Source organism: Pseudomonas bharatica CSV86 (genome assembly GCF_000319305.2).
GTDB lineage: Bacteria > Pseudomonadota > Gammaproteobacteria > Pseudomonadales > Pseudomonadaceae > Aquipseudomonas > Aquipseudomonas bharatica.
The window spans coordinates 65,749-78,862 of sequence record NZ_AMWJ02000002.1 but is presented as its reverse complement, the minus strand read 5'-3'; the positions used below and the strand labels follow the sequence as shown (position 1 = coordinate 78,862).

Annotated in this window: 8 protein-coding genes and 1 pseudogene; 3 read left to right on the top strand and 6 right to left on the bottom strand. The window is 63.7% G+C overall.

Annotated elements, in window-relative coordinates:
- Positions 1-5 precede the first annotated feature (5 nt).
- Positions 6-950, top strand: a complete 945-nt coding sequence (locus CSV86_RS13805) for a p-hydroxyphenylacetate 3-hydroxylase reductase component (RefSeq protein ID WP_009408850.1) — start codon at positions 6-8, stop codon at positions 948-950.
- Positions 951-1,134: 184 nt separating this feature from the next.
- Positions 1,135-3,228 carry a TonB-dependent siderophore receptor gene (locus CSV86_RS13800; protein ID WP_009408848.1) on the top strand — a complete coding sequence of 698 codons (2,094 nt, stop codon included), beginning with the start codon at positions 1,135-1,137 and terminating at the stop codon, positions 3,226-3,228.
- A gap of 82 nt (positions 3,229-3,310) precedes the next feature.
- Here the strand turns inward: CSV86_RS13800 and CSV86_RS13795 are convergent.
- A pseudogene (locus tag CSV86_RS13795) lies at positions 3,311-3,714 on the bottom strand (VOC family protein).
- 116 nt (positions 3,715-3,830) lie between these two features.
- Here CSV86_RS13795 and CSV86_RS13790 point away from each other — a divergent pair.
- Complete coding sequence (locus tag CSV86_RS13790) at positions 3,831-4,652, top strand: class I SAM-dependent methyltransferase (RefSeq protein ID WP_009408844.1); 822 nt, start codon at positions 3,831-3,833, stop codon at positions 4,650-4,652.
- Between the two features lie 121 nt (positions 4,653-4,773).
- On the opposite strand, the gene CSV86_RS13785 is transcribed toward CSV86_RS13790, so the two are convergent.
- From CSV86_RS13785 to CSV86_RS13765, 5 genes are all read right to left on the bottom strand, one after another.
- Complete coding sequence (locus CSV86_RS13785) at positions 4,774-6,729, bottom strand: DNA topoisomerase III (protein ID WP_009408843.1); 1,956 nt, start codon at positions 6,727-6,729, stop codon at positions 4,774-4,776.
- Positions 6,730-6,842: 113 nt separating this feature from the next.
- A complete protein-coding gene (locus tag CSV86_RS13780) occupies positions 6,843-7,346 on the bottom strand; it encodes a hypothetical protein (RefSeq protein WP_009408842.1) in 504 nt (167 codons plus the stop codon).
- A 223-nt stretch (positions 7,347-7,569) separates the two neighbouring features.
- Complete coding sequence (locus tag CSV86_RS13775; RefSeq protein WP_009408841.1) at positions 7,570-9,567, bottom strand: hypothetical protein; 1,998 nt, start codon at positions 9,565-9,567, stop codon at positions 7,570-7,572.
- Between the two features lie 21 nt (positions 9,568-9,588).
- Complete coding sequence (locus tag CSV86_RS13770; protein WP_009408840.1) at positions 9,589-11,271, bottom strand: alpha-keto acid decarboxylase family protein; 1,683 nt, start codon at positions 11,269-11,271, stop codon at positions 9,589-9,591.
- Positions 11,268-13,037, bottom strand: a complete 1,770-nt coding sequence (locus tag CSV86_RS13765) for a flavin monoamine oxidase family protein (protein ID WP_009408839.1) — start codon at positions 13,035-13,037, stop codon at positions 11,268-11,270. The genes CSV86_RS13770 and CSV86_RS13765 overlap by 4 nt, the downstream gene beginning before the upstream one ends.
- Positions 13,038-13,114 lie beyond the last annotated feature (77 nt).

Sequence of the window (13,114 nt, the reverse complement as noted above, 5' to 3'; positions counted from 1 at the left end):
CTTGCATGTCTGCAGAAACTGCCGCGGCCTTCGACAGCCGCGCCTTCCGCCGCGCCTTGGGCAACTTCGCCACTGGCGTTACTGTAGTCACCGCCGACGATGGCCGGGGCAACAAGGTGGGCGTTACCGCCAACAGCTTCAACTCGGTGTCCCTCGATCCGCCGCTGATCCTCTGGAGCCTGGACAAGCGCTCCAGCAGCCTGGCGACCTTCGATGCGGCCAGCCATTTCGCGGTGAACATCCTCGCGGCGGACCAGATCGACCTGTCCAACAACTTCGCCAAGCCGCGTGATGACCGTTTTGCCGGGATCGCGCACCAGCCGGGGGCCGGCGGGGCGCCGATCCTCATGGACTGCTCGGCCAACTTCCAGTGCGAGAAGTACCAGATGGTCGACGGTGGCGATCACTGGATCATGATCGGCAAGGTCGTGGCCTTCGAGGACTGCGGGCGTTCACCGTTGCTGTACCACCAGGGTGCTTACTCGATGGTGCTGCCGCATACGCGAATGACCCGTCGCGAGGAAGGGCAGCCGCCGAGTAGCCACTTCCAGGGGCGCTTGAGCCATAACCTGTACTACCTGATGACCCAGGCGCTGCGCGCCTATCAGGCCGGGTACCAGCCGCGCCAGCTTTCCAGCGGCCTGCGTACCAGCGAAGCGCGGATGCTCATGGTGCTGGAGAACGATGCCGGCCTGAGCCTGGCCGACCTGCAACGCGAAGTGGCGATGCCGGCGCGGGAGATCGACGAGGCGGTGGCCAACCTGACCCGCAAGGGGCTGGTGAGTGGTAGCGAGGAGGGCGGCAATGTGCGCCTGACCTCCAATGGCGTGGAGCAGACCGAGGCGCTGTGGAGCATTGCCAAGGAACAGCAGGACAAGGTGTTCGGGCAGTTCAGTGAAGAGCAGATCGAGAATTTCAAGACGGTGCTCAAGGCTGTGATTCGCGGGTGAATCTGATGGCCTCATCGCTGGCAAGCCAGCTCCCACAGTGATCTGTGCCGCGGACATTGTGGGAGCTGGCTTGCCAGCGATGAGGCCCTTGAGCCTTGCAAGAAAATCCAATCCCCCACAAACCCGAAGGTGTCTTTTTGTATCTGAATTGTTATGTTATTACGTCAACAATTCAGGTGCCCCCATGAACACCCCGCTCACCACACTTTCCCTCGGCCTTTCCGCCAGCCTGTTCGGCCTGCCCGCCCTTGCCCAGGAGCCGGTTCTGCTCGACGCCCTGACCATCAGCGAACGCCAGATCGAAGAACGCGCCGACGGCCCTGTCCAGGGTTATCGCGCCACCCGTTCGGCCACTGCGACGAAAACCGACACCGATATCCGCGACACGCCGCAGGCCATCAGCGTGGTTCCCGCCCAGGTGCTGCAAGACCTCAACACCACCCGCATCGACCGCGCCCTCGATTTTGCCGGTGGCGTCTCCCGGCAGAACAACTTCGGTGGCCTGACCTTCCTCAACTACAGCGTGCGCGGCTTCACCACGGGCGAGCTGTACAAGAACGGCTTCGCCATCAACCGCGGCAGCTACAGTGCGCCGGATACCTCCACCATCGAACGCATCGAAGTGCTCAAGGGGCCCGCCGCCAGTCTCTATGGGCGGGGCGACCCAGGCGGCCTGGTGAATATCGTCGGCAAGAAGCCCCAGGCCGAGGCCTTCAGCACCTTCAAGGCCAGCGCCGGCAGTTGGGACCGCTATCGCAGCAGCCTCGACGTCAACACGCCGCTGGACGAGGAGGGGCGGGTGCTGTCCCGGGTGAACCTGGCGCTGGAGGACAACGGCAGCTTCCGCGACCATGTCGACAGCCGCCGCGCCATCGTCAGTCCGTCCCTGAGCTGGCAACTGACCCCAGACACGCTGTTGTCCCTCGACAGCGAATTCTCCCGCACCGAATCGGTATTCGACCGGGGTATCCCGGCGGTGAACAACGAACTGGGCCCGGTCTCCCGTTCGACCTTCCTTGGCGAGCCCAACGACGGTCATATCCGCAATGACAACCAGACCCTGGACCTGGCGCTGGAGCATTACCTCGACGACAACTGGAAACTGCGCCTGGCCAACCACTACACCCAGGGCACCCTGCGCGGAAACAGTTCGGAAACCTCGCGGGTGGTGGGTGATCGCATCAGCCGCTTCTACCGCGAGCGGAACTTCGAGTGGAACGACAACATCACCCAGGCCGAGCTGCACGGGCAGTTCGAATTCCTCGGCTGGCAGCACCAGAGTCTCGTCGGCCTGGAGTACGAGAACTACCGCAACAGCCAGAAGTATCCGCAAAGCGTGACCGGCTTCGGCTACGGGCTCGACATCTACAACCCGGTGTACGGCCAGGCCAAGCCACCTTTGGTGAATGCCAATGACTTCTTCGAGCACACCGAAAGCTATGCGTTGAACCTGCAAGACCAGATCGCCTTTACCGACCGCCTGCGCGGGTTGGTCGGGGTGCGCCTGGAGCGGGTCGAGCAGACGGCGCTGAACCGCACGACCCGGGTCAGCAACAGTCAGGAGAAGGATGTCGCCACGCCACGTGTCGGCCTGCTGTATCAGGTGACCCCGCAAATAGGCGTGTTCGCCAATGCCTCCACCTCGTTCAAGCCCAACGCCATTGGCACGCGCGGGCAGGTGTACAAGCCGGAGAAGGGTATCGGCTATGAAACCGGGTTGAAGCTGGACCTGTTCGACAGCCGCGTCGGTGCGACCCTGGCACTGTTCCACATCGACAAGGAAAACGTCATCACCACCGATGCCTTCGGCGACAGCATCGCGGCGGGCAAGGCGCGTAGCCAGGGTGTGGACCTGCAGTTCAGCGGGCAGGTGACGGATGCAGTGCGGGTGATCGGCGCCTATGCCTATATCGACGCCGAAGTGACCAAGGGCGATGCAAGCCTGCCCAAGGGCAGCGATCTGCTGGGCATTCCGCGGCACAGTGGCAGCGTGATGGCGGTATACGAGTTCCAGGACGGGGCGTTGCGCGGCTCCGACTTCGGCGCCTCGGCGAACTATGTCGGCGACCGCTCGGGGCAGGCGGGAAGCAGCTTCAGGCTGCCGTCGTACAGCACGGTCGATCTGCTGGCTCACTACAAGGCCAGTGAACAACTGACCCTCGGGCTGAACCTGAACAACCTGTTCGACCGCAAGTACTACGAGCGCGGGTACAACCTGGCGTGGAACATGCCGGGCGAGCCGCGCAACCTGAGCCTGAGCCTGGCTTATTCGATGTAGTGGTCCTTGAGGGCCTCATCGCAAGCGCCGCAGACCCTGTGGGAGCTGGCTTGCCAGCGATGAGGCCCTCAAGACCAACACGTCAACCCACGGCAGTGCACAACTCGACCAGAATCCCCGCCGGACACCTGACCCACGACACCGTCTGCCCCCAGGGTTTCACCTGCGGCGCCTTCAGCTCCACCGCCCCGGCCGCCACCGCCCCGGCCGCCACCGCCCGGGCATGGGCCGCCGGTACATCCTCGGTCACCAATCCGATCTCCATCCCCAGTGGCCGCTGGCTTTCACTCGCCGCCAGCACGCCACCCTCGAAATTCATCTCACCCAGTTCCAGCGAAGCGAAGGCGAGGGTGGTTGCGCCGGTTTCCAGCTCGCCATAATCCCCGACTCATGCAGGAAGCGTTGCTGCAAACCGAAGGCCTGCTGGAAAAAGCGCAACGACGCCGCTACATCGGCGACATAAGCGATGGTGTAACCCAGTTTCATGCCGTTCCTCCTTGATGATGAAGCCGACGTTATACCGCACTGCGGCATCCAGCACATTGCCACTGTCGAACGAGCGCACTATCTTGGCGCACGGACCTGGACCAAAGGAGCTGACCATGGCCGATTCACTTGCCCTCAACAAAGCCAGCTGGGACGAGCGCGCGCCGTTGCACGCGGCGTCGGGCGACTACGAGGTGGCGGCATTCGTCGCCGACCCCGCGCACCTCTCGGAAGTGGTGCGCTTCGATTTGCCGCTGCTGGGGGATATCGCCGGCCTGCGTGGCCTGCATCTGCAATGCCATATCGGTACCGACACCCTGTCCCTGGCCCGCCTTGGCGCGCAAATGACCGGGCTGGATTTTTCCGCGCGTTCGCTGGAACAGGCGCGGGCCCTGGCCGGGCGTTGCGCCACGCACATCGAGTACGTCGAAGCCGAGGTCTACGCGGCCTGCTCGGTGCTGCCGGCTGCCTCGTTCGACCTGCTCTATACCGGCATCGGCGCCCTGTGCTGGCTGCCGGACATCCAGCGCTGGGCCGGGACCGTGGCGACCCTGCTCAAGCCGGGCGGGCGACTGTTCCTGCGCGAGGGCCATCCGATGCTGCTGGCCCTGAACGAGGATCATCAGGACCGGCTGGTGGTGGAATACCCATACTTCGAACGGCCCGAGCCGACGGTATGGATCAGTGACCAGACCTACGTCAGCACCGACGTCAGCCTGGTCAATACCGAAACCCATGAATGGAACCACGGGCTGGGCGAGGTGGTGAGTGCCTTGATCAGCCAAGGGCTGCGGGTCACCGGGCTCGTGGAGCACGACAGCATTCCCTGGGAAGCGCTGCCGGGGCAGATGAGCCGGCGGGACAATGGGGAATGGCAGCTGGACAAGCAGCCCTGGCGGTTGCCGTTGAGCTACACCTTGCAGGCGGTCAAGGAGTAAGGCTTTGGCTTGATGGTGTTGCTGATGGCCCTATCGCTGGCAAGCCAGCTCCCACAGGTATGGCTTACACCGGACCTGTGGGAGCTGGCTTGCCAGCGATGAGGCCATAAGCAACACCCCATCAACTCCCAGCCTTCTTCACCCTCGGCTTGCGCACCCGCTTCACCCCATCCTTCGCCGCAGTACCCGCCTTGCGCTTCTTCTTCCAAGGCGATCCACCCCGCCCGGCCGGAGTTGCCGGCCCGGAAATCCGCAACTGCATCCCTGCACAGCGCTCCACCTGCTTGCTCATCCACGCCGACTGTTTCGCGACGAAGGTCTCCAGGCTCATTTCCCCGCTTTGCACCATATCCAGCGCCTGCTCCCAGATCGCCGTGGTACCCGGGTCGGCAATTGCCCGCGGCACCGCGTCGATCAGGCTGAAGGCCGCCGGCGTGGCGTTCAGGGCCTTGCCGTTCTTCACCAGGTAACCACGATCGAGCAGGCCCTGGATGATCCCGGCCCGGGTCGCCTCGGTGCCGATGCCCGTGGTTTCCTTGAGCTTCTGCTTGAGGCGCGGGTCTTCCACCAGCTTGGCGACGTTCTTCATCGCCTTGATCAGGTCGCCTTCGGTGAAGGGCTTGGGCGGCTGGGTCCAGAGGTCTTTCAGTTGCAGATCGCGCACCTCGCACCATTGGCCCTTGCTTAACGCCGGCAGCACTTGCGCTGCTGGCGCCTCCCGGCCCTTTGGCGGCGTCAGTGCTTCCGGCAAGGCCCGCCGCCAGCCCGGCTCGACGATCTGCTTGCCCACGGCCCGCAACGCCTGGCCGGCACAGTCGAAATCCGCCTGGGTGCGGTCGTATTCGTGGTTGGGCAGGAATTGCGCCAGGTAGCGCGCGCGGATCAGGGTGTAGACCGCCTTGGCCTTGCCCGGCAGGCGGTTGGGGTCGAGCGCCGCCGCGGTGGGGATGATGCCGTGGTGGGCGCTGACCTTGGCGTCGTTCCACGCCCGCGAGCGGCGCTGGGCCTGAAGGTGCGGCTGCAAGGGCGCCAGTGATGGGTCGGCCCGACCGAGCGCGGCGAGAATCGCCGGCGCCTCGCTGTGCTGGCTCAGTGGCAGGTAGCCACAATCACTGCGCGGGTAGGTGATGACCTTATGGGTTTCGTACAGCGATTGGGCGATGTCGAGGGTCTCCTGGGCGCCGAGCCCCAGCTTCTTCGAGCAGACCTCCTGCAGGGTACCGAGGTCGAAGGGCAGGGGAGCCGCCTCGCGGACCCGCTCGGTCTTCACCTCGATAACCTGCGCCGTGCCCGCCGCCTGCATCGCTGCGGCGGCCTGTTGCGCCAGTTCGTGCTTCAGGCAGCGGCCCTGGTCGTCACACACATCGTCCGGCGCGCGCCATTGCGCGGTGAACAGTGTGCCAGCGCTGTCCAGTTGCACATCGATGGCCCAGAACGGCACCGGGACGAAATCGGCGATGCTGCGGTCGCGGTCCACCACCAGTCGCAGGGTCGGGGTCTGCACCCGGCCCACCGGCAGCACGCCCTGGTAGCCGGACTGGCGGCCGAGCAGGGTGAACAGGCGGCTCATGTTCATGCCGATCAGCCAGTCGGCGCGGGAGCGGCCCAGGGCCGAATGGTACAGGCTGAAGGTTTCGGCACCGGGCTTGAGCGCAGCCAGGGCCTTGCGGATCGAGGCATCGTCCAGCGCCGACAGCCACAGGCGGCGGATCGGCCCGCGGTAACGGCAATGTTCCACCAGCTCGCGGGCGATCATCTCGCCTTCGCGGTCGGCGTCGGTGGCGATCACCAGCTCGGCGGCTTCGCCCAGCAGGCGCTTGACGGCCTTGTACTGGCTGGCGGTCTTGGGCTTGACCTGCATCTTCCACTTCTCCGGCACGATCGGCAGGTCGGCCAGCACCCAGCGCTTGTAGCGCGCGTCGTAGGCGTCGGGCGGCGCGGTTTCCAGCAGGTGACCGATGCACCAGGTCACCGTCACCCCGCTGCCCACCCAGCAGCCATCCCCGCGCCGGCTGGCACCGAGGACTTTGGCGATATCCTTGGCCTGGGAGGGCTTTTCGCAGAGAAACAGGCGCATGGGGAAGGGAGGCATCCTGGGGAACGAGGTTCCCTAGGATGCGCAGGAAATGAACGGGTAGCAAGGATTATCTGTATGGATATACAGCTTTGTCGTCAGCCACGGCTTTTCGACTAATACAGAACCGGATAAAAGCATCTGGCTTTGCCTCCCGACGTGCACTGGTTGCACTCCTGGCTGGCGGCCTTGATCACAGTCGCGTCCCTTTCGCTTTTGGCCGCAGCTGATTTAGCAGCAAGGGCGTCTCTCTGTTTAAGCCATTCTTCGTAGCTAATGTTCCCACGAGGCTCCACCACAACTTCGTACTGTAGCTGCTGCAATGTGTTGCTGACTTCGGGGCAGGCTACGCTGTCATAGCAGAAATTGTTATGGTAGGAGGCTTTTGTGCCAGAGCTCATGCCATTGGTGATCAGTTTATCCTTGCACCGCTGAAGGTCGTCGTCGATTTTGTCGCCTGGGTATTGACAGGTAGCGTTGCTGCATACCAGGCCAGCAGCACAGACCGATCCCTTGGTACATGCGCCTCCAACGGATACGCCTGCGTAGGTTGACGGGGTATGAAGGGCGAAGCAGGTGCCCAAGGCAATGAAAAGTGAGGTAACGAACCGTTTGTTCATAGTTGATCTCCTATACACCGGGAATGGCGCCCCGGTGAGTGGGAAATACGCGTCTACAAACAAACTTCAAACCGCGTAGGGTTTGGTTGAAGTCGGAAATAACGCTGTGAATACCGCCAGGAATGCTTACGACACCCTGGCAGATACTTGAAAAGTTAGTACAGGCGGTTCTCTTGTCAAATTGCTGATCGGGGGGCCGCCAGGCGGCTCCCCGAGTTAGCTTCTAAGGCCTCGCACTCACCGTCGCATTGCGCCACGCAGTCGCCAGCTTCTGCTCCAGCTCCGCACTCACCGGTTTCTTCTGCGCCTCCAGGCTCAGCTTCAACCCGTTCAACGATCTACCGCTCAAGCGGTTTTCGCTCAGGTCCTCGGTAAACACCCGCTCCGCATCCAGCGCCTTGCCCTGGGCCAGGTACGCATAGCCGAGCGACTCGCGCACCGTGTAGTACCAGTCCGGCGGTTCGTTGTACCAGAGCCCGTCCTGTACTTCGACGGCCTTGCGCCATGCCGCGAGGATCTGTGCGTTGTTGTCGCCCTTCAGTTGCGCGAGGTCATCGGCCAGGACCTTGGCAAGGTCGCCGACGGCGCCGGCACTGGTTTTCTGCACGTCAGCCAACGACAGCGTGTTGCCGGTCGCCGCCTGCGCCTTGTTGAACAGGATCAGGTTGGCCAGGCGCAGCAGGTCCACGGCCTTGTTGTTGCCGTAGTTGAGCCCGGTCTTTTCGGTTTCCTTGAGCACGTCGCGGGTGGTGGTCCAGAAACCGTTCAGCGCCTGCACCGCCTTGCCGCTGTCTTGCGTGCCGTCCAGGGCCTGGTAGGCCCGGGCGTAGCGCTGCATGATCCGCGTGTAGGGCATGGTCAGCGTCTCCCAGCCCCCTGTGCTGGCCTTGCAGGTGGCATTGATTTTCGCCAGCCCGTCCTTGACCTGCTGGTCGAAGCCATCGAGCTTGTCCCACGCCTGGAAGCGCACGGCGTAGTAGTAGGGCACGGCATAGAAGTAGTCGGACTTGGTCTTGAGTTCGGTTGGATACTTCTCGCAGAGGAACTTCACCGAAGCGTTTTCGGTGGTGTTGTCCACCAGTTCGCTGGCCATGTTCAGCGCTTCGTTCCTGCGCCCTTCGATGGACAGGGTCCAGGTCAGGAAGTGGATGTTGTGCCCCAGGTAGTGCAGCAGGTACGGGCTCTCCGGCTGGATTTCGCGCCCATAGGCGCGGTCCACCGAGATCGCCGCGTAGTTGGTGGCACTGGACAGCGCGTTGTTGCCGGTGCGCTGGTAGATGTGCGAGGCCATGTGGATAAGGTGGCCCACCGCCGGGTTGAGGGTGCGGAAGCGCTCGGCCATGGGCATGCCGCTGTCGGGGAATGGCGATTCCTCGATGGCGTGGATGAAGAAGTGGTTTGCGCCGGAGTGGTTCTGGTCCTGCACCAGCACGCGGTTGAGCACCTCAAGGGCGTCGGCGGCTTCATCCGTGGGCTTGACCGCATCGGACGTGGCTTCGCTGCCTTTCCACCATTTCCACGGGTCGATGTTGAGCAGGGCATCGGCGTACAGGGCGGCGGCGTCGAGGTCGTCGAAGTAGTCGTTGGAGAGCCCTTTCATCTCGGCCACGTAGCGTTTCTTGCCGTCCGCCGACAGGGTGACCTGGTCACCCTTGACGTCGTACTGGCTGAGGAACGCCTTGGCATAGCGTGCTTCGCGCTTGACCTGCGCCTCGGTGAATCCGGCAGGAATGCTTTGCACGCGCCGATCGGCATGCTGTTGCGCCAGGTTCACCGCCAGGTACGCCAGTTGATCGCAGCCCTCGGTGGCGTCGGTATTGATGTTCGAGCTGGCCGACAGGGCGATGCCCCAGAGCGGCATCGCCGACTTCTCGTCGAGTACGTAAGCCTGGTAGAAGGCGCGGATCGCCTCGCTGAAGTTGAAGCCGTATTGCAGGGCCATGCCCTGGCTGTAGAAGGCCTGGATCTTCTCGTTGTCGCCCACTGACACCAGGTCGTAGCGCGTTCCGCCCAGGCCGGAGAGCAGATGGTCCTGGCGGGTGTCCTTCGAGCTGACGCACAGCTCCAGCGCCTGTTGCAGCGGGGTGTTGTCGGGCAGTTTGGTGAAGGTCTTGCCTTGCGGGCCTGCGTCGCCGTGTCCACCGTGAGCGATGGCGTTGAGCGGCAACGAGGCCAGCAGTGCGCAGGCTACCGCCGTGCGCACGCTGGTGATTCTTTCCATGAACGGGTTCCTGTGTCCTTGTCAGTCTTCGGCCAGACGCTTGATCTGTGCCGCCAGGTCTTTCTCGGGGATCTTCACTTCCACCAGCGCCGGCCGGTCGCCTATCGCCAGCAGTTTCGGCAGCAGCGCCTGCAACTCGCCGACCGTCGTCACCTGATAGCCAAGCGCGCCGTAGCCCTGGGCCAGGGCCCGGTAGTCGAGGCTCGGCAGGGTGTCGAACGGGGCGAACTGGCCATCCGCGTCGAACGCCTTGATATCGACGAACGCCTGCTCGATGGCATACACCTGGTTGCTCATGACGAAGACGATGGCGTTGACCTTGTTGCGCGCCAGCGCCGCCAGGGACTGGCTGACCATCATGAAGCCGCCGTCGCCGGCGACCACGACCGGCCGCCGCCCGCTGCCCAGCGCCACGCCCAAGGCGCAGCCGGTTTCGTGGCCGAGCGAGCCCCAGATGGCATCGGAGAGGAAGCCGTTGCGCGGCATGTCCTGGATATTGCTGGCCACATACAGCGACGAGCTTTCACCGAGGATCAGCGTGCTGCTGTCCCACAGCCGATGCTCCCTGGCGAATTCCACCAGGCTGGCGAAGAAGCTCTGGTAGCCGAGCGCGTCGCCGGGGCCGCCGGCGGCGAGCAGGGCCGGATGGCGGGGCAGGAATACATCCTTGCGCGGGAAACGCGGGTCCAGGTCGAAGGCCTTGAGCAGGCTGTCGACGTAATCCGGCAGGCGCACGTTGGGGTAATACTCGGCGCCGGTGCGGGCCAGGTCGCAGTTGACCTGGATGATCTGCTCGAAGCGCTTGCCCAGCAGGTCCAGGTAGTCGTCGGTGAAAATCACTCCGATGGCCAGGATGCAGTCGGCATCCAGCACCTGGGGCGAGGTTTCCAGGCGCGAGGCCGGGCCGGCATAGGTGCCGATGAACGGCGCCTGGCTTTCGTCGAGAACGGTCTTGGCGTCGAGGGTGGTGCTGAACGGCAACTGGCAGCCATCGATCAGCCGTTGCACGGCGTCCTGCAGGCCATAGCGCATGACTTCCACGCCCAGCAGCACCAGCGGTTTCTTCGCTTCGGCCAGGCGCTTGACGCTGTTGTCCACCAGCAGCTTGAGCGCGTCCGGGTTGGAGGGCCGTGGCGCAGGGCTCAGGGTGCCTTGCGGCTGCGAACATTCCAGGCCCCAGACGTCCTTCCACGCCTCCAGGTACACCGGCTGGCGATGGGTGATGGCGGCGATCAGCGCGCTATCGATCTGCCAGGGCGCCTGGCGCGCGTCGGAGATGATCTCGCAGGCCACGGTAACCTGCTCCAGCACATTGCGATCGGCCTCGAAGTTGCCGGTCGAATGGTGGAACAGCACATGCTGCTGGCGTGCCCGCTCGCGGTTCTGGGTGGACGGGCTGGCGGAAATCACCACCACCGAGGCGCGCTCGACGAAGGAACCGGCGATGGCGTTGACCGCGCTGAAGGTGCCCACGCCATATTGCAGGGAGACGGCGCCGATGCCGTGCACCCGGGCATAGCCGTCGGCGGCGTAGGCGGCGCCCATTTCATAGACTTCGCCCACCGCGTCGATGCCGTCGAAGGCTTCCAGGGCGTTCATGAAGTTGGACACGTAGTCCCCGGGCACCTGGAAGACCTTGGTCAGGCCCAGTTCCTTCAGACGGGTCAGCAGGTAGTCGGCAACGGTGAAAGGTGCGCTGCTCATGCTTTGATCCCCGTGTAGGCGAATTCGGTAACTTCGGTCAGGGTCTTCTTGCAGTCGGTGCAGGCCAGGGCCGGCGGATTGTCGATATCGACCGGCGCCGGGGCGGGCAGCAACTGGTAGGCCTCGGGCAGCCAGGCCGGACGGGGCAGGCCGAAGAAGTCCTGCAGGGTGGATTCGGCGGTAGTCAGTGCACCTTCGACCCAACCCTGGCCGTAGGAATAGGCTTCACCGACGATGTACACCTCCTGCTCCTGCACCGGATGGCGCATGCGCTGGATGATCAGGTCGAGGCGGTAGTTGGCCTTCCATTCGTGCCAGCCGCCGCCGAACGGGTCTGCATCCCAAGCGTGGTAGACCGCCGAATAGGGCGCCGGCAGTTCGATCTGGTCGTGCAGCGAGGTGACCTGGCGTTGGGCGATGCGCACCATCTCTTCGCTGATCTGGTATTGCATCTTCGGCACCACTTCATTGGCATCGACGCGGCCCAGCAGGCTTTTCGGCTGGTAGCCCTCGAACGGCGCGCCGTCCTCCAGGCCCTTCCAGAACGGCACGGTGCCGATGTCGTTGTAGGAGGCCATCAGCAGCGAGTTGAGGGTTTTCTCGCCGCCGTCCTGCTCGCACTCGGTGCCCATGTAGTAGCACTGGCGGATCGGCAGGTCGGTGACCGAGCGCCCGGCCACCAGGCCCTGGCTGCGCCACCAGGGTTGCTCGTAGGCGAGGAACAGCTTGAAGGCCGACTGCACCAGTACCGAGTCGATGTTTTCCTTCAACCACGGGTCGTCGAACAGTGGTGACTGGATCAGTTCCAGGGAGCGACGCGGCAAGGCCAGGATCACCTGGCGGGCGTGGACGATTTCCTCGGCACCAGGCACGTCGCTGGTCTTGCCGTCGATGGTGCGGGTGGCCTGGAAGTGCAGGCGGTAGGGGTACTCGGTGTCGTCGCTGAACTGCACCGAGGCCAGGCGGCGGTTCATGCGGATGCGCTGCTCGCCCGGGACCAACCCGCCCGGCACCTCGGCGAAGCGTTGGGCCAGGGTCAGGGGCAAGGCCTGGAAGCCTTTCTTGAGGGTCAGGAAGATGGTCTTGTCGCTGTATTCGGTGGCGGGCAACTGGGTTACCGCGCTGGCGTTGGCCACGTTGGCCTCGTAGCCGCCGGCGTCCTTCATGAACTGGTAGCCCTCGTTGCTCAGCACGCGGTAGAGCAGGTCCCAGAAGCCATAGCGCCAGATCTCCTTGCCGAACACCTTGACTTGCATCTGCTCGGCCAGGCTGAGCTTGTCGAAGCCTGGGTAGATGTTGTTCATCACCTTGACCTGCAGGTCCTCGGGGCCGAAACCGCGTTCGGACCACGCCAGTTTGTAGGGGATCTTGTCCGGGGCTTCGGTGAAGTCACGCAGGCGGAAGCGTTCGCCGCGCAGATAGAACAGGTTGTCCTTGGCACCGACCGGATCCTTTTCCGGCAGGTTGCTGCCCATGGGGAAGTTCTTGCTCTCCAGCTTGAGCTCGCCGACCAGCTTGTCGACCATCACGTGGCCGCCGGTATTGTCGTCGGTGGCCGGCATCCAGCGCATGCCGCCGACTTCAGCGACGACGTTGGGCAGGCCGGGCAGGTTGATACTGAAGAGACGCCCGCCGATGCGGTCGCTGTATTCGAACAACTGTATGCGTTGATGATCGCCCTGTGCTTCTTGCAGGCGCCAAGCGCTGTAGGTCCCTGATACGCCGCCGCCGATGATGGCGACATCCAATGGCTGGGTCTGGCTCATCGCAAATATCCCTATGTTGTTGTGGGCAAGGAATTCCGTGCGGGAGCCAGTATCGACGAGGTTTTCGTTAATGCCAA

Coding starts and splice junctions, on each gene's coding strand:
- CSV86_RS13765 (WP_009408839.1), bottom strand. CDS start 13,037: ATGAGCCAGACCCAGCCATTGGATGTCGCCATCATCGGCGGCGGCGTA.
- CSV86_RS13770 (WP_009408840.1), bottom strand. CDS start 11,271: ATGAGCAGCGCACCTTTCACCGTTGCCGACTACCTGCTGACCCGTCTG.
- CSV86_RS13775 (WP_009408841.1), bottom strand. CDS start 9,567: ATGGAAAGAATCACCAGCGTGCGCACGGCGGTAGCCTGCGCACTGCTG.
- CSV86_RS13780 (WP_009408842.1), bottom strand. CDS start 7,346: ATGAACAAACGGTTCGTTACCTCACTTTTCATTGCCTTGGGCACCTGC.
- CSV86_RS13805 (WP_009408850.1), top strand. CDS start 6: ATGTCTGCAGAAACTGCCGCGGCCTTCGACAGCCGCGCCTTCCGCCGC.
- CSV86_RS13790 (WP_009408844.1), top strand. CDS start 3,831: ATGGCCGATTCACTTGCCCTCAACAAAGCCAGCTGGGACGAGCGCGCG.
- CSV86_RS13800 (WP_009408848.1), top strand. CDS start 1,135: ATGAACACCCCGCTCACCACACTTTCCCTCGGCCTTTCCGCCAGCCTG.
- CSV86_RS13785 (WP_009408843.1), bottom strand. CDS start 6,729: ATGCGCCTGTTTCTCTGCGAAAAGCCCTCCCAGGCCAAGGATATCGCC.